We start from the raw sequence: 17,230 nt of genomic DNA, 5'->3' as shown, positions 1-17,230 counted from the left end.
TTGGGACAGCGATTGAAAGAACGGATGGGTGCCGAGCGTGCTGTGGGTGATCTGCGGCGCTACTTCGGTGTAGGTCTGCCGACTGGAGTGGCCGGCGAGACGGCCGCGGCCCCGGCCGAGGCCGACGGCCCGGAGCCTGCCGTCGTGGCCGAGGGCACCGCCGAAGGTGCCGAGGCCGCTGAAGAGGCTGCTCCGCGCCGGACTCGCCGGCGTGCCTCGCGGCGGGCGTCCGCGCCCGCCGGGGCGCCTTCCGCCGCGGACGCGGTGGAGGGCAATGCCGAGGAGGCGAAGGCACCCGTGACCGAGAACCCCGCCGCCGAGCCCGCCCGCGCGTCCGAGGCCACCGCCTCCGAGACCGCTGCCGCCGAGCCCGCCCCCGCCGCCGAGGCCCCCGCCGAATCCGTCGCCGACACCGGCGAGTCCGCCGAGGAGACCGGTCCGCGGCGCCGCCGCCGGGTCGTGCGCCGGGCCGCCGGCGGCTTCGCCGAGCCCGCCCAGCCCGCCAGGGGCGCACGAGCCTCGAAGGCCACCCGGGGATCCACGGACGCGGCCGACAGCGAGAACGAGCCGGCCTCGCGCCCGAGGCGGCCCGCCGTCGCGCTGTTCCAGGCGCCCGTCTTCACCGAGCCCCAGTTCCAGACGCCGGAGCGGGCCGCCGCCGCTGCCGCCGCCGAAGCGGCCGGGGCGGCGGAGCCCGAGGAGACCGAGGAGTCCGCGCCGGCCGAGGCCCCGCGCGAGGAGCCGGCCGGCGGTTCGCGCCGCCGGCGCCGGCGCCGGGGTGCCGGCGACGACACCGAGGCCCAGGCCCCCGAGACCACCGCCGTCGACACCACCGCCGACGAGGCGGAGGAGGCCGACGAGTCCGCCGAGGACCAGGCCGACGGTGACGACCAGGAGGAGTCCGAGGGCAGCGGCTCGCGCCGTCGCCGTCGCCGGGGCGGCCGCCGCCGCAGGCGCGGTGAGTCCGCCGACTCCGAGGGCGAGGGCGGCGAGGACACCGAGTCCGAGCAGAGCACCGCGCAGGACACCGAGGACGGCGCCGAGGAGGACGACGAGGACTCCGAGGACGCCACCGACCGCGACGAGTCCGGCTCAGGCGGCTCCAGCAGCAGCCGCCGGCGCCGTCGCCGCCGTCGCCGTGCCGGTGACTCGGGCACCGAGGCCGAGCCCTCCGAGGACGACCCCGAGCGCACGGTCGTCAAGGTCCGTGAGCCCCGCCCCAAGGCCGAGCCGTCCGACGAGGTGCAGTCCATCAAGGGCTCGACCCGTCTGGAGGCCAAGAAGCAGCGCCGCCGCGAAGGCCGTGAGCAGGGCCGTCGCCGGGTGCCGATCATCACCGAGGCCGAGTTCCTGGCCCGCCGCGAGGCCGTCGAGCGCGTGATGGTCGTCCGCCAGCACGGCGACCGCACGCAGATCGGCGTCCTCGAGGACGACGTGCTCGTCGAGCACTACGTCAACAAGGAGCAGTCGACCTCGTACGTCGGCAACGTCTACCTCGGCAAGGTGCAGAACGTGCTGCCGTCGATGGAGGCCGCCTTCATCGACATCGGCAAGGGCCGCAACGCCGTGTTGTACGCCGGTGAGGTCAACTTCGAGGCGCTGGGCATGGCCCACGGGCCGCGGCGCATCGAGTCCGCCCTGAAGTCCGGCCAGTCGGTGCTCGTCCAGGTGACGAAGGACCCCATCGGCCACAAGGGCGCCCGTCTGACCAGCCAGGTCTCCCTCCCGGGCCGCTACCTCGTGTACGTGCCCGAGGGCTCCATGACCGGTATCAGCCGCAAGCTGCCCGACACCGAGCGGTCGCGGCTGAAGACGATCCTCAAGAAGATCGTCCCCGAGGACGCGGGCGTCATCGTGCGCACCGCCGCCGAGGGCGCGAGCGAGGACGAGCTGCGCCGGGACGTCGAGCGTCTCCAGCAGCAGTGGGAGGACATCCAGAAGAAGGCCAAGAACGGCAACGCGCCGACGCTGCTGTACGGCGAGCCGGACATGACCGTCCGGGTCGTGCGCGACATCTTCAACGAGGACTTCTCCAAGGTCGTCGTCAGCGGCGACGAGGCGTGGTCGACCATCCACGGCTACGTCTCGCACGTCGCGCCGGACCTCGCCGAGCGGCTGTCGAAGTGGACCTCCGAGGTCGACGTCTTCGCCACGTACCGGATCGACGAGCAGCTCGCCAAGGCCCTCGACCGCAAGGTCTGGCTGCCCAGCGGTGGTTCGCTGGTGATCGACCGGACCGAGGCGATGGTCGTCGTCGACGTCAACACCGGCAAGTTCACCGGCCAGGGCGGCAACCTGGAAGAGACCGTCACCAGGAACAACCTGGAGGCGGCCGAGGAGATCGTGCGCCAGCTGCGGCTGCGCGACCTCGGCGGCATCATCGTCATCGACTTCATCGACATGGTGCTGGAGTCCAACCGGGATCTGGTGCTGCGGCGGCTGCTGGAGTGCCTGGGCCGGGACCGTACGAAGCACCAGGTCGCGGAAGTGACCTCGCTGGGGCTCGTGCAGATGACCCGCAAGCGGGTCGGGCAGGGCCTGCTGGAGTCCTTCTCCGAGACCTGCGTCCACTGCAACGGCCGCGGTGTCATCGTGCACATGGAGCAGCCGACGGCCCCCGGGGGCGGCGGCAAGCGCAAGAAGCGCGCGCGTGCCGGTGCTGCCGAGCAGCCGCACGTGCACGAGGCCGCCGTCGAGACCGCCGAGCAGGAGGCGGAGACCGAGGCGGAGGTCGTCGCCGAGGTCGCCGAGCCGGTCGCGCTGCCCGAGCCGTCCTTCGAGCCCGACGAGGAGCTGTACAGCAGCGCCGCCGAGGCGGAGGCGGCGGCCGGCCGTGGCCGGTCGCGACGCCGGGCGAGCCGACGGGTGTCGGCTCCGGCGGGCGCCCCGCGGGGCGAGGCGGCGGAGCCGCAGGCCGAGCAGGGCAGGGACAGGACCCGGCGCGGCCGGGGCCGGGCCGAGCAGGCCGAGGCCGAGGTGCCGACGGCGCAGGACGTGACCGCCGAGCAGGAGGTGGCCCGTCCGGTGCAGCCGGAGCCGGCCGCCGAGGCGCAGGCCGAGCCGATGGCCGTCGAGGACCCGGTGGTCGAGGCCGCCCAGGCCGCTCCGGCGGCTCCGGCCGAGGAGGCCGCGCCCAAGGGCCGTACCCGGCGTCGGGCCACCCGCAAGGTGTCCGCTCCTGCCGGTTCTCCGGCGGGGGCCGAGGCGGCCGTGGTGACGGTCGCCGAGACCGCGCCGGCGGTGTCCGAGGCCGAGGTCGCCGAGACCGCCGAGGTGCCCGAGCCGGCCGGACAGCCCGAGGCGCCCGCCGAGAGCGCCGCTCCGGCGCGTCCGCGGCGCCGTGCCGTGCGCAAGCCGACGGTGTCCACGGCGTCCGAGGAGACGGCCGTCGTGGTCGTCCCGTCGGCCGCGTCCGAGGAGGTCGTGTCCGAGGAGCCCCCCTCCGCGGAGGCCCCGCAGGCGCCCGTGTCCGACGGTGCCGTCACGGAGGAGGCCGCCGAGGAGTCGGCCCCCGCCAAGAAGACGGCCCGCAAGACGGCCAAGAAGGCCACGGCGAAGAAGGCCGCGACCACCAAGAAGACGGCCGCGAAGAAGACAGCGGCCAAGAAGACGACGGCCAAGAAGGCGGCGAAGACCACCAAGACGGCCGCCAAGAAGACCGCGTCGAAGAAGACCGTGGCGGCGGAGCAGACGGCGTCGTCCGCGTCCTCCGTCTCGGCCTCCACCGACGAGGGCTGACCCATCCACTGCCTGTGCGACCGGCGTGACCGGTCGCACAGGTGGCGGGCCCGGCTCGGTTTGACCCCTTCGGCCGCGGCCCCGTAACCTTGACCGTCGGCGTGTCGACTGACACGTCACATCCCCGTAAACCTCATCCTCCGGGCGCCGGGCGCCAGGAGAGGCTGCTCGCTGAGTCGGGCGGCTGGCCTGCGGGGGTGCCGTTTCCCGAGCTAGAGAGTGAGTTCCGCGTGTACGCCATCGTGCGCAGCGGTGGTCGCCAGCACAAGGTTGCTGTCGGTGACATCGTTGAGGTTGACAAGATTTCCACTGCCAAGGTTGGCGACTCGGTCGAGCTCTCGACCCTGCTCGTTGTCGACGGCGACGCCGTGACCAGCGACCCGTGGGTGCTGGCCGGCATCAAGGTCCAGGCCGAGGTCGTGGACCACCACAAGGGCCAGAAGATCGACATTCTGCGCTACAAGAACAAGACGGGTTACCGCCGTCGCCAGGGCCACCGCCAGCAGTACACGGCGATCAAGGTCACTGAGATCCCCACGGCTGCGAAGTAAGGGACTGAGGAGAAATGGCACACAAGAAGGGCGCATCGTCCACCCGGAACGGTCGCGACTCCAATGCCCAGCGGCTCGGCGTGAAGCGCTTCGGCGGTCAGGTCGTCAACGCGGGTGAGATCCTGGTCCGTCAGCGTGGCACCCACTTCCACCCGGGCTCCGGCGTCGGCCGTGGTGGCGACGACACGCTGTTCGCCCTCGAGGCCGGTTCGGTGCAGTTCGGCACCCACCGTGGCCGCAAGGTCGTGAACATCGTTCCGGTCGCCTGATCGGAAACTTTCGCGAGGCGGACCTCACTTCCCTCACGGGAAGCGGGTCCGCCTTTCGCGTGTTACCCCGAAGACATTCCCGCAGTAACTGGAGGCACATCCCATGACCACCTTCGTGGACCGCGTCGAGCTGCACGTCGCCGCGGGTAGCGGAGGCCACGGCTGTGCCTCCGTCCACCGTGAGAAGTTCAAGCCGCTCGGCGGACCGGACGGCGGCAACGGCGGCCGCGGCGGGGACGTGATCCTCACCGTCGACCAGTCGATCACCACCCTCCTCGACTACCACCACTCGCCGCACCGCAAGGCCACCAACGGCAAGCCCGGCGAGGGCGGCAACCGCTTCGGCAAGGACGGGCAGGACCTCGTCCTGCCGGTGCCGGACGGCACGGTGGTGCTGGACAAGGCGGGCAACGTCCTCGCCGACCTGGTCGGGCACGGCACGTCGTACGTCGCCGCGCAGGGCGGCCGGGGCGGGCTCGGCAACGCGGCGCTGGCCTCCGCGCGGCGCAAGGCGCCCGGCTTCGCGCTGCTCGGCGAGCCCGGGGACCTGCGGGACGTCGTCCTGGAGCTGAAGACGGTCGCCGACGTGGCGCTCGTCGGGTACCCGAGCGCCGGCAAGTCGTCGCTGATCTCGGTACTGAGCGCGGCCAAGCCGAAGATCGCCGACTACCCCTTCACCACGCTTGTGCCCAACCTCGGTGTCGTCACCGCCGGTTCGACGGTCTACACGATCGCCGACGTGCCCGGGCTGATCCCCGGCGCCAGCCAGGGCAAGGGCCTGGGCCTGGAGTTCCTGCGGCACGTGGAGCGGTGCAGTGTGCTCGTGCACGTCCTGGACACCGCGACGCTGGAGTCGGACCGCGACCCGGTCTCCGACCTCGACATCATCGAGGAGGAGCTGCGGCAGTACGGCGGGCTGGACAGGCGGCCGCGGGTCGTCGTCCTGAACAAGATCGACGTACCGGACGGCAAGGACCTGGCCGAGATGGTGCGGCCCGACCTGGAGGCGCGCGGCTACCGCGTGTTCGAGGTGTCGGCGGTGGCGCACATGGGCCTGAAGGAGCTGTCGTACGCGCTCGCGGACTTCGTGGCGAAGGCGCGGGCCGCGAAGCCGAAGGAGGAGGCCACCCGGATCGTGATCCGGCCCAAGGCCGTGGACGACACCGGTTTCACGGTGACGCGCGAGGCCGACGGCCTGTTCCGGGTGCGCGGCGAGAAGCCCGAACGCTGGGTGCGCCAGACCGACTTCAACAACGACGAGGCCGTCGGCTACCTCGCCGACCGGCTCAACCGGCTCGGTGTCGAGCAGGAGCTGGTGAAGGCGGGTGCCCGGGGTGGTGACGGCGTCGCCATCGGCCCCGAGGACAACGCGGTCGTCTTCGACTGGGAGCCGTCCATGACGGCCGGGGCCGAGATGCTCGGCCGGCGCGGCGAGGACCACCGGTTCGAGGGGGAGCGCCCGGCCGCGCAGCGCCGCAAGGACCGGCAGGCCGAACGGGACGAAGCACAGCAGGAGTTCGACGACTTCGAGCCGTTCTAGCCGACAAGAGAGCCGTTCTGGCCAACAAAAGGCACATGCAGAACGGACTTCGGTGCAACCAAGCCGTTCTCCGGTGAGTCGTACAGGGCGGTGCGGTGCGGATCTTGTTCCTCGCCGCACCACAACTGCCCAGCGGATCAACGGAGTCGACGTGCCACAGTCCATCAGCAAGCGCAGGGTCGGCCGGGCGGTCGCGGTAGCTGTCGCCGTCGTCGCGACCGTGACCACCCCGGTGGCCGCGCACGCCGCCCCCGCCGCTCCGTCCGCCGCCGAGAAGAAGCTCCGGGACGACTTCAACGGCGACGGTTACCAGGACCTGGCCGTCGCCGCGCCGCGCGGCAAGGTCGACGGCCAGGCCCAGGCCGGGTACGTCGCCGTCGTGTACGGCTCGGCCAAGGGCCTCGACCTGACCCACAAACAGGTCATCAGCCAGAACACCCCGGGCATACCCGGTGCCGCGGAGACCAACGACGACTACGGCGACGGTCTCGCCGCCGGCGACCTGGACGGCGACGGCTACGCCGACCTGGTCGTGGGCGCCCCGGGTGAGAGCGTCGGGGACGTCACCCGCGCCGGCACGCTCGCCGTGCTGTGGGGCGGGAAGCAGGGCCTGTCGGGCGGTACGGCCGTGGCCACCGGCACCGAGGAGGACCGGGTCGACCCCGAGACCCCGGCGCTCGGCGACTTCGACGGCGACGGCCGGCTGGATCTCGCCACCGGCAACCGCCTGCTGTCCGGGCCGTTCGACCGCACCACGGGTGCCGCGAAGAGCCGGACCCTGGCCATCGAGCCCGCGTACGTCACGGACGACGTGGCGGCCGGGGACGTCGACCACGACGGCATCACGGACCTGGTCGCGCTCATCCACGACGTCAGCGACGACGACATGCACGACCCCGACTACAGGCACCGGCGCGCGGTCTTCCTGCGGGGCACCCACGACGGCCTGAGCGCTCCCGCCCCGGTGAACAACCCCGACGGCACGCGCATGCGCGGGGGCGAGAGCCTCGGCGTCGGCGACGTGGACAAGGACGGGTACGCCGACCTCGTCATCGGCCGCCCGAACGACGGCTTCGGCGAAGCCGACCTCGACGACCCGCTGCTGAAGGGCGGCCAGATCGGCGTGGTGCACGGCTCGGCCGACGGCCCCGACACCTCCCGTACGACGATCATCACGCAGGAAACCCCGGGTGTGCCCGGAAGCTCGGAGTGGTCCGACGGCTTCGGCGGGGGCATCTCCGTCGGTGACGTCAACGCCGACGGCTACGCGGACGTCTCCACCGGCAGCGCGAGCGAGGACCTCGGCGAGGTGTACGCGGCCGGCCAGGTCACCGTCCTGCGCGGCGGCAGGAAGGGGCTCACCGGGGAGGGCGCCTACAGCATGAACCAGAACACCAAGAACGTCCCGGGCACGGCGGAGCGGAACGACTTCTTCGGTGCCGACACCAACCTGCTCGACGTCAACGGCGACGGCCGGGCCGAGCTGTTCGCCGGCGCCACCGGCGAGAACCGGGACGGCGGAGTCTGGGCGTTCCCCAATCCCGTGAACACGCCCACCGCGACCGGCTCGGTCAGCTTCGGCGCGGGCACCCTCGGCACGGTCGAGAGCGGCTCCTCCCTCGGCAGGGGTTTCGCTCGCTGACCCGTTACTGATTACCTGTCAGACTCGCCCCGGCAACGGCTTGTTCCGATGCTGGCGGCGAGTCTCTCTTTGTCTGCTTAGTTGTCATGTACGTGAACCCCGGCGTTCAGCGGGCGGACCGCCCGCGAGCGTGAAGCTTCCCAGTGTCCAAGTGGCCAGCGAGGTAAGGGAGTCAGCCGATGACAGCAGGATCGCCCGACCGACGCCGCTTTCTGACCGCCGGCGCCGCGGTGCTCGGCGCCGCCGCCTCCGCCCAGCTGTGGCTTCCGGCCGCCGCCCGCGCGGCCGAGACGCCGCTGCCCGACGGTGTGTTCAGCCTCGGCGTCTCCTCGGGTGACCCGCTGCCTGACGGCATCGTGCTGTGGACCAGGCTGGCCCCCGATCCGCTGAACGGCGGCGGGATGCCCGACCGGGTCGTGCCGGTCGAGTGGCAGCTCGCGGAGGACCACCGGTTCAGAAAGCTCGTCCGGCGGGGCACCGCCCAGGCCCGGCCCGAGTACGGGCACAGCGTTCACGTGGACGTACGCGGACTGCGCGCGGACCGTACCTACTGGTACCGCTTCCGCACCAGCGGGCAGCTCTCGCCCGTGGGCCGCACCCGCACCGCGCCCCACCCGTACAGCTCCGGTGGCTCCCTGCGCATGGCCCTCGCCTCCTGCCAGAACTGGCAGCACGGCTACTTCACGCCATACGCGGACATGCTCGACCAGGACCCGGACGTCGTGGTGTTCGTCGGCGACTACATCTACGAGTCCACGCCCTCGGCGACGGCCCTGCGGCGGCACGAGGGCACCGGCGAGCCGTTCAGTCTCGTGCAGTACCGCAACCGGTACGCCCAGTACCGGACGGACCCCGACCTCGCGGCGATGCACGCGAACGCGCCCTTCGTGGTGACCTTCGACGACCACGAGGTGGACAACGACTTCGCCGGCGAGATCCCGCAGGACCCCGACAAGCAGCCGCACGACGCGTTCGTGGCCCGGCTCACCGCCGCCTACCAGGCGTTCTACGAGCACATGCCGGTCCGTGCCACCGCCGTCCCGGACGGCCCGCACATCCGGATGTACCGCCGCCTGGAGTTCGGCCGCCTGGCCCGGCTCAACGTCCTGGACACCCGTCAGTACCGCAGCGACCAGGCCACCAGCCAGGAAGGCGCCCAGGATCCGTCGCTGACCATGCTGGGCGCGCGGCAGAAGGGGTGGCTGCTGAACGGGCTCAAGAACTCGCCCGCCCGCTGGAACCTCATCGCCTCCCAGATCATGATGGCCGAGACGGACCTCAAGGTCGGTGAGGGCAAGCTCTGGTTCTACGACGCCTGGGACGGCTACCAGGCCGAACGCAACCGGTTCCTCCAGGAGTTCAAGCAGGTCCGCAACCCGGTCGTACTCTCCGGCGACCGGCACCTGACGATGATCAGCGACCTCAAGGCGGACTACGCCGACCGGGACCCGGACGTCGTGGGAGCCGAGTTCGTCGGCACCTCCATCTCCAGCAACGGCGACCAGGACCAGGCCGCCTTCCGCAGGGAGTGGGACCCGCGGCGCCCGGACAACCCGCACTGGAAGCTGCTCGACGCGCACCGCGGCTACCACCTCTTCGACGTCCACCGCGACCGGATCGACGCCCAGGTCCGGGTGGTCGACACGGTCCGGCAGGCCACGGCGACCCCGAGCACGCTGGCCCGGCTGCGGGTGCGGGCGGGACGCCCGGGCGTCGAGGTCGTCTGAACCGCACCGCGTGGCGCATGAGCCCGGGACTCCTCGGAGTCCCGGGCTCACGGCGTATCGCTCCGGCCGAGACCGAAATGCTGCGGAATCTTGACCAGGAATTCCGCGGGCGCCGCCGTCGCTGTGGCGCCGGGCACACCCGCAAAGCGCGTACCGTGCACCGGACATCGTCCAAGGAACTCGGACAGGTCCTCGGTCGCCGCCGGCGCAAGCGGCTTCGGCGCCGCTGCGCTCCTGTGGAGTTACTCACAGCAATTCCCGGGGTGCCTGCATCGCCGGCGGAACCGTCTCGCCAATCACCGGCGTCACCAGGTGAATGAGGGGTTGCGCGCACATATGCGGTGGAGGTCGCTCACCTTGCATTGCGGTAACCACAAGTGGGACCATTTCCAAGTTCCCTGTCGCCCCAAGGTAGGTCACCTGTGTCCCAGCACATAGCCAAGCCCCGTACCACCGCAGTGATCCTGGCCGGTGGCACCGGCCAGCGCGTGGGTCTGTCGATCCCCAAGCAGCTGCTGAAGATCGCCGGCAAGGCAGTCATCGAGCACACGCTGACCACCTTCGAGAACGCCGACTCCATCGACGACATCATCGTGCTGATGGCTCCGGGTTATGTGCCCGACATCGAGAAGATCGTCGCGAAGGCCGGATTCAAGAAGGTCTCGAAGGTCATCGAGGGCGGCTCCACACGGAACGAGACCACCGAGCGCGCCATCGCCGCGCTGGGCGAGGGCCTGGCCGAGGGCGAGGACGCCAACGTCCTCTTCCACGACGCCGTGCGCCCCCTGCTCTCGCAGCGCGTCATCGACGACTGCGTCGTCGCCCTGGAGCGCTACCAGGCCGTCGACGTGGCGATCCCGTCCGCGGACACCATCATCGTCACGCGCACGCACGGCGAGGACGGCGAGTTCATCACCGAGATCCCGGACCGCTCCCGGCTGCGCCGCGGCCAGACGCCGCAGGCCTTCAAGCTGTCCACGATCAAGCGGGCCTACGAGGTCGCCGCCGGCGACCCCAACTTCCAGGCGACCGACGACTGCTCCGTCGTGCTCAAGTACCTGCCGGACGTGCCGATCCACGTCGTCGCGGGTGACGAGTACAACATGAAGGTCACCCAGCCCGTCGACGTCTTCATCGCCGACAAGCTCTTCCAGCTCGCCTCCACGGCCGCGCCCGAGCAGGTCTCCGAGGAGGCCTACCGCGAACTGCTGACCGGCAAGACCATGGTCGTCTTCGGCGGCAGCTACGGCATCGGCAAGGACATCGCCGAGCTCGCCGAGTCCTACGGCGCCAAGGTCTACGCGCTGGGCCGCTCCACCACCGGCACCCACGTGGAGAACCCGGAGGAGGTCGACGACGCCCTGTCCAAGGCCTACGCCGAGACGGGCCGCATCGACTACGTGGTCAACACCGCCGGTGTGCTGCGCATAGGCAAGCTCGCCGAGACCGACAACGCCACCATCGAGGAGGCGCTGAAGGTCAACTACCTGGCCCCGGTGCAGATCGCCCGGTCCTCGTACAAGTACCTGTCCGAGACCAAGGGCCAGTTGCTGCTCTACACCTCCAGCAGCTACACCCGCGGCCGCGCCGAGTACAGCCTGTACTCCTCCACCAAGGCCGCCATGGTGAACCTCACCCAGGCGCTGTCCGACGAGTGGGCCGGCGACGGCGTCCGCGTCAACTGCATCAACCCCGAGCGCACCGCCACCCCCATGCGCACCAAGGCGTTCGGCCAGGAGCCCTCGGGCTCCCTGCTGTCCTCCGAGGCCGTGGCCCGCACCTCCCTCGACGTGCTGCTCTCCGAGCTCACCGGCCACGTCATCGACGTCCGCCAGCAGGACCCGACGGCCGGCGCGGCCCGGGCCTCCGGCTTCGAGCAGGCACTGGCCACGGTGCTGGACCGGCAGGACGGCGTGTAATAATTGGCGCCAAATAGACTTCAGTAATTCAGGCCTCTGCGCCCTCCTGTTAACGGGTTTTCGTCGACAGGAGTGTTCGCAGGGGCCTGAATCCATACAGTCTCGCGAATATTCACAGACCAGCCGCATTCTCGAACCAAGACCGGCACACCCCTCCCAAGAGCAGGTTTCTCCGTGATATCCACCGCTATTCGCGTCGCCCGGGTGGGCAGCGCGGCCGAGCTGGCCGCGGCGGTCCTCATGGTGGCGGGCTTCCCCGCCCTCATGCTGGCCGCGCTCGTCCCGAGCGTTCCCGCCTTCGCGGCAGCGGCCGCCGTGACGTACCTGGCGGACCACTATCTGCACCGCAAGGGCAGCTACCTGATCAACCGCCTCGGCAAGGTGCGGGCCGGCCTGTCGATCCGCTTCCTGATAAGGCAGCTGCTGCTCGTCCTGCTGCTGGCCCGGCTGTCCCTCGCGGACAACCTGATCTACTACGGGGCGATCGCCTGCTTCATCGCCTTCTACGGTCTTCAGGCCCCGCACGGCGCGCTGGTCCAGCTGATACGCAACCGCCGCCGCATGCCGGTCGCCACCCGCAACGTCGACCTGGCCTCCCGCATCCGCATCCCGGACGCCCCGCCCCGCAGGCTGCTGCACCGCTCCGCCGAGAAGATGCTGCACCTCGACCTCGCGGCGGTCGTCGGCATCCTGCTCGCCGCCCAGGTGAAGTCGGCCCTGATCGGCTTCATCGGCATCGGCATCACCGTGGCCGTGGCCACCCTGTACGTCCTGGCGCTCGTGCCCTTCGTGCGCGGCCGGAAGATCCCGCCGAACGCCGAGAAGGTCCTGGCCGCCGTCGACGACTGGCTGGGCGAGTACAAGCCGGAGACGGTCCTGTACTTCTCCGGTTCGAAGGACTCCGCCTACCAGGTCAACATGTGGCTCGACACCATGGAGAAGCTGGATTCCAAGCCGCTGATCATCCTGCGTGAGCGGGCCCTCCTGAACAATCTGGCGCCCACCACGGTCCCCGTCATCTGCGTGCCCGGAGGGGTGCACCTGATGAACATGGACCTGTCCACGGTGCGCGTCGCGCTCTACGCGGCCAACGTCGGCAAGAACATCCACATGCTGCGCGTGCCCACCATCAAGCACGTCTTCATCGGCCACGGCGACAGCGACAAGCTCGCCAGCGTCAACCCGTACAGCAAGGTCTACGACGAGGTGTGGACGGCCGGCCGCGCGGGCCGCGACCGCTACGCCATCGCCGACGTCGGTGTCCGCGACGACGACATCGTCGAGGTCGGCCGCCCGCAGCTCGCCCCGATCCAGACCTGGCAGGGCGTGCCCGAGGGTCGTATCCCGACGGTGCTGTACGCCCCCACCTGGGAGGGCTGGGACGGCAACCCGGGCAACACCTCGGTCGTGCTGGCCGGCGAGAACATCGTGAAGCAGCTCGTGCAGGCCGACCCGCCGGTCCGCGTCCTGTACAAGCCGCACCCCTTCACCGGCAACGTCAGCAAGGAAGCGGGCGCCGCGCACCGGCGGATCACCGCCCTGGTGCAGAAGGCCGCCGCGGAGCGGGCCATCAACACGCGGTTCGTCGCCGACACCGCCGCCCAGGCCCGGGCCAAGGCCGAGCTGGACCGCATCGAGGCCCGGCTCGCGCAGCTGTCCGGCTCCGGCGGCGACCGCGGCGACGAGGCCGTGGCCACCCGTGACGGGCTGATCGACGTCGCCCGGCACGAGGAGGCGGCCCGGCTGCGCGCCGAGTGGAACGACGCCTACTGGCGTTCCTTCCCGTCCTGGGAGCACCGCGTCATCACGGGCGCCGAGCCGCGCCTGTACGACTGCTTCAACGTCTCCGACGCGATGGTCTCCGACATCTCCAGCGTGGTCTCCGACTTCATCGCGAGCGGCAAGCCGTACGCGGTCACGGACTCCGCCGCGGTGGGCGTGGAGGAGTTCAAGCGGAACAACACGGCGGTGCGGGCCGCGGTGATCCTGTCCAACAGTGCGTCCGAGCTGGGCGAGCTGCTCGGCGCGGTGCGTGCCCCGGACGCCGACCCGCTGGCCGAGGACCGCAAGGAGCTCAAGCGGTACCTGCTGGGCCCGGACGAGCCGACCTCGCTGGAGCAGTTCAACACCGCCGTCGCGGACCTCGCCCTCAAGGCCGAGACGCGCAACGTCGGCCAGCAGTCACGGGACGCCGCCGCCCTCGCGGAGAGCGAGGCCGAGCTGGCGAACGCCGTGCCCGGGCAGCGGGTGCCCACGGCCGGTGACACGGACGGGGTCGGCACGGCCTGAACTTCCGCCGCTGACTGAAGAGTTCGGCCCCGAGGAGCTTCTCCTCGGGGCCGAACTCTTTCTGTTTCCCGGGTCCTGTCCGCTCAATGTGTGACCTGTCCCACTAACACCCGTGTGCGAGGCAACCGCTTGCCTCGATCACCCGTCTACCAAGTAGCGAATGAGGCGATACGGGGGGAATATCCCATTGACTAGGGGGAAACGTGACCGTGGCGCAGCCTGATGTGAGTGTGATCATCGGGGCGTACGAAGCGATGCCGTATCTGATCGAGTGCCTCTCGTCCGTCGAGGCGCAGACCATCGATCCGACACGCGTCGAGGTCATCGCAGTGGACGACGGTTCGACGGACGGAACGGGGGAGTACCTGGAGGAGTTCGCCGAGCGGGCCCCCATGCACGTCCTGGTGATCCGTCAGGAGAACTCCGGCGGCCCCAGTGGCCCGCGCAACGTCGGCCTGGGCAAGGCCACCGGGCGCTACGTCTTCTTTCTCGACGCGGACGACCGGCTGGGCCCCGAGGCCCTGGAGCGCATGGTCGGCATGGCCGACCGGGCGGGCACGGACGTGGTGCTCGGCAAGGTCGAGGGCGTCAACCGCTCGGCGCCGAAGTCCATGTGGGGCAAGACGGTGGAGCGGACGGACGTCTTCTCCTCCAACATCAAGTTCACGCTCAGCGCGCAGAAGCTGTTCCGCCGCGAACTGCTGGACCGGCACGGCATGCGCTTCGACGAATCGCTGTTCACCGGCGAGGACGCGCTGTTCACCATGGAGGCGTATCTGCGGGCGGACGGCGTCTCCGTGGTCGCCGACCACACCTGCTACTACCTGGTCGGCCGCGACGACGGCAAGCACGTGACGAAGAGCGGCAGTTACACGCTGCGCTTCGATTCCGCGCGGGCCCTGATGGAGCTCATCGCCGAACTCGTCCCCGCGGGCGGCCGGCGCGACCAGCTGATGGTCCGGCCCTTCCTCGTCACGCTGTTGCCGCAGTTCGGGCCCAAGTACCTGACGGACAGCGAGGAGGTACGCCGGCACAAGTTCGAGCTGGCCAAGCCGCTGATGGACGCCCACTGGACCGAGGGCGTCGCCCACCGGCTCAAGGTCCACGAGCGGCTGCGGCTGCACCTGGTCGCCGAGCAGCGCCCCGAACTGCTGCCGGAGGTCGTGAAGTTCGTCAAGGCCAAGAAGCAGGCGGCGGCCCTCCTGGAGAGGAAGGGCCGCCGGGTGTACCTGGCCTACCCGCACTTCCGGGACCGCGCCGCGGGCGTCCCCGACTCCGTCTACCTCGCCGAGCCCCGGGAGGCCCGGGCCTTCCCCGGCTACCGCGAGGGCGGCGTCGACACGTTCATGCGCCGGGCGGTGCGCAAGGCGCGGCGGGTCATCAGCTCACGGGAGGTGAGGCACGCGGCCTGACCGCGCCTGCCGACGCTCAGCGCGGTGCGGTCCTGCCGCGGCTCAGCGCGGCGCGGTCGGCACCTCCGCCGCCGTGCGCTGACCGGGCACCGCGGCCAGCCGCTCCGCCACCCGGGCCCGGTGGTCCCGGGCCTCCCCGCACAACGCCCGGACGGCGTCGTTGAAGCGCTCCTGCGACGACGGCTCCGCCGGGCCCAGCAGGCGCAGCTTCAACTCCGCGCGCGCCTCGGCCAGTTCGTCGTTCTCCGGGTGCCGGACCGTCTCCAGCAGGCCCGGCACCCCGGCGGCGTCGGGGGTCAGCACCGTCGCCGCCACCACCGTCGGGAACGCCGTACGGAAGGCGTCCTCGGGCAGACCGCTGGTGTTGGCCACCGCGTACGGCTTCTCGCTCGCCAGGAAGTCGCTGATCACGCTCGACACATCACTGATCAGCAGGTCGGCCACGTTGAAGCAGGAGTACAGCGTGGGCCGGGCGTCCGTGATGATCTGGTGCTCGCCCTCCGGCAGCGAGGCCCAGTACGCCTCCTCCCACGCTGCCGTCGCGCGCGCCACCGCCGCCGCCCGGCCCGGCTCCGGCGCGGACTGCACCAGCATCCGCTCCACGGTGTCGGCCCCGGCCCGGAAGACCGACGTCGTGAGCCGGTCCAGCTCGGCGGCGCAGCGGGCGAGTCCCGTGGTGTCCGAGGGGCTCGTCGCCACCTGCTCCCGGTTGGCCGCCCGGATCAGCTCCCGGATCCGCAGATCGGCCGCGCCCGCGCGCGGGTCCACCGAGCCCGTCAGCGGATGCGGCTTGTACAGCAGCCGTACGCCCGGGTCCGCGAGCAGCGCCCGCACCAGGTTCTCGCCGGCCGCGATCACCGACGTGTTGCCGGGGTTGCCGTCCCAGCCCTCCCAGGTCGGCGCGTACAGCACGGTCGTGCGCGTCCCGGCCGGCGGCCCCGCGTACGGCAGCACGCCGTCCAGCTGGGGGCGGCCCGTCTCCACCACGTCCTTGTCCTCGACCCCGACCTCGGCCAGGGCGTACCGCTCGCGTGCGGCGGGACCGGCCACCCACACCTCGTCGTACGCCTTCGCGTAGGGGTTGCAGGAGGAGAGCTTGTCGCTCTCGCCGTGGTTGACGAAGGTGTGCTTGATCGTGGGGATGCGCAGTACCTGGGAGGTCTTGCCGGAGTTCGACGGGTGGATGAGGACCTGGAGCGTGGAGTGCTCCAGGCGCATCAGCGTCGACACCTTCGGCAGGCACACGATCGGGATGTCCGTCGCGGCGATCTTCTGCACCATGAACCGCTCGCGCAGCACGATGACCGGCCTGCCTTCAAGACCGGCGAGCGGCTCCAGCCACATGTTCGCCTGGTAGGCCGAGGAGGCACCGCCGGAGAAGTACAGCCCGACGGTCGGCCGGTAGGAGGCCAGCCACCCGTCGAACCAGTCGAGCACCTCCTGCTCGCCGGCCGGACGACGGCCCGGCAGCAGCCGCAGGAGCAGCACGCCGAGGCCCGCCAGCCCGAGGGCGAGGGACAGGGCGATGCCTGCGGCCGCGTACACCGGCCGGTCGCCCGGCGCGCTGGCCAGCAGTCCGGCCGTGGCCGGCAGGCCGAACACCAGCAGCCGGTGCCCGGGGCGGCGCAGCAGCACGGACGGGGCGGGGGACAGCCGCAGCGCCGAGGCGTCGATGTTCCGGGTGACCACCGGCAGGGTGCGGGTGCGGCGCACCAGCACGGAGACGGCCTGGATCGCGCAGTGCAGCACGTAGAAGACGAGCAGCCCGGCCACCAGCGGGGCGTACACCGTCTCCCGGTCCTGCTCGCCCAGCCGCAGCAGGGCCACGACCAGCAGCAGGTCACGCAGGACGTGGCGCACGGTGATGTCCGCGTGTGACTTGGCGAACAGCGACAGCACCCCGCGCTGCCAGCGGTAGAGGACACCCTCGGTGGCCAGGGAGACGACCGTCGCGGCGATCAGCAGCGGAACGTCGGGCAGCAGCGCCGCGACCGCCTGCGCGGCGAACGCGGCGGCCAGGACGACGGTGACCAGCCCCTTGAGAAGGGCCTGCGGGCGGGGGAGAGGTACGGGCACTGCGGTCACTCCAGGAGCGTCGGGTCGGCGCAGGTCGGCCGTCCGGGTTAACGCGCGGCGGCCTCCT

At 71.1% G+C, this 17,230-nt stretch carries 10 protein-coding genes; 9 read left to right on the top strand and 1 reads right to left on the bottom strand.

Annotated elements, in window-relative coordinates; translation table 11 throughout:
- Nucleotides 1-24 precede the first annotated feature (24 nt).
- The 9 genes from AB0E85_RS23485 to AB0E85_RS23445 all read left to right on the top strand — a co-directional run bounded on the left by AB0E85_RS23485 (nucleotide 25) and on the right by AB0E85_RS23445 (nucleotide 15,087).
- Nucleotides 25-3,738: an Rne/Rng family ribonuclease gene (locus AB0E85_RS23485; protein WP_361930358.1), complete on the top strand. Its 3,714-nt coding sequence runs from the start codon at nucleotides 25-27 to the stop codon at nucleotides 3,736-3,738.
- A gap of 230 nt (nucleotides 3,739-3,968) precedes the next feature.
- On the top strand, nucleotides 3,969-4,289 hold the full coding sequence (gene rplU, locus AB0E85_RS23480; RefSeq protein ID WP_030836278.1) for a 50S ribosomal protein L21: 321 nt from the start codon (nucleotides 3,969-3,971) through the stop codon (nucleotides 4,287-4,289).
- A 14-nt stretch (nucleotides 4,290-4,303) separates the two neighbouring features.
- Entirely contained in the window at nucleotides 4,304-4,558 is a 255-nt protein-coding gene (gene rpmA, locus AB0E85_RS23475) for a 50S ribosomal protein L27 (RefSeq protein WP_031107501.1), read from the top strand.
- Between the two features lie 103 nt (nucleotides 4,559-4,661).
- Nucleotides 4,662-6,098, top strand: a complete 1,437-nt coding sequence (obgE, locus tag AB0E85_RS23470) for a GTPase ObgE (protein WP_361930355.1) — start codon at nucleotides 4,662-4,664, stop codon at nucleotides 6,096-6,098.
- A 151-nt stretch (nucleotides 6,099-6,249) separates the two neighbouring features.
- Complete coding sequence (locus tag AB0E85_RS23465; RefSeq protein WP_361930352.1) at nucleotides 6,250-7,740, top strand: VCBS repeat-containing protein; 1,491 nt, start codon at nucleotides 6,250-6,252, stop codon at nucleotides 7,738-7,740.
- A 179-nt stretch (nucleotides 7,741-7,919) separates the two neighbouring features.
- The gene (locus AB0E85_RS23460; protein ID WP_361930350.1) at nucleotides 7,920-9,467 is read left to right on the top strand and encodes an alkaline phosphatase D family protein; all 1,548 of its coding nucleotides are present in this window, start codon (nucleotides 7,920-7,922) and stop codon (nucleotides 9,465-9,467) included.
- A 422-nt stretch (nucleotides 9,468-9,889) separates the two neighbouring features.
- Complete coding sequence (locus AB0E85_RS23455) at nucleotides 9,890-11,386, top strand: bifunctional cytidylyltransferase/SDR family oxidoreductase (protein ID WP_344453487.1); 1,497 nt, start codon at nucleotides 9,890-9,892, stop codon at nucleotides 11,384-11,386.
- Between the two features lie 174 nt (nucleotides 11,387-11,560).
- Nucleotides 11,561-13,675 carry a hypothetical protein gene (locus tag AB0E85_RS23450; protein WP_361930347.1) on the top strand — a complete coding sequence of 705 codons (2,115 nt, stop codon included), beginning with the start codon at nucleotides 11,561-11,563 and terminating at the stop codon, nucleotides 13,673-13,675.
- A 203-nt stretch (nucleotides 13,676-13,878) separates the two neighbouring features.
- A complete protein-coding gene (locus AB0E85_RS23445; RefSeq protein ID WP_361930344.1) occupies nucleotides 13,879-15,087 on the top strand; it encodes a glycosyltransferase family 2 protein in 1,209 nt (402 codons plus the stop codon).
- A gap of 42 nt (nucleotides 15,088-15,129) precedes the next feature.
- Here the strand turns inward: AB0E85_RS23445 and AB0E85_RS23440 are convergent, their stop codons facing one another.
- The gene (locus AB0E85_RS23440) at nucleotides 15,130-17,163 is read right to left on the bottom strand and encodes a hypothetical protein (protein WP_361930373.1); all 2,034 of its coding nucleotides are present in this window, start codon (nucleotides 17,161-17,163) and stop codon (nucleotides 15,130-15,132) included.
- Nucleotides 17,164-17,230 lie beyond the last annotated feature (67 nt).

This window comes from Streptomyces sp. NPDC029044 (assembly GCF_040637495.1).
GTDB lineage: Bacteria > Actinomycetota > Actinomycetes > Streptomycetales > Streptomycetaceae > Streptomyces.
This window is presented reverse-complemented; position numbering and strand designations above follow the sequence as displayed.

What these genes read in the sequence shown, in the direction of transcription:
- AB0E85_RS23485 (WP_361930358.1), top strand. Translation starts at nt 25, where the DNA reads ATGGGTGCCGAGCGTGCTGTGGGTGATCTGCGGCGCTACTTCGGTGTA.
- rpmA (WP_031107501.1), top strand. Translation starts at nt 4,304, where the DNA reads ATGGCACACAAGAAGGGCGCATCGTCCACCCGGAACGGTCGCGACTCC.
- obgE (WP_361930355.1), top strand. Translation starts at nt 4,662, where the DNA reads ATGACCACCTTCGTGGACCGCGTCGAGCTGCACGTCGCCGCGGGTAGC.
- AB0E85_RS23460 (WP_361930350.1), top strand. Translation starts at nt 7,920, where the DNA reads ATGACAGCAGGATCGCCCGACCGACGCCGCTTTCTGACCGCCGGCGCC.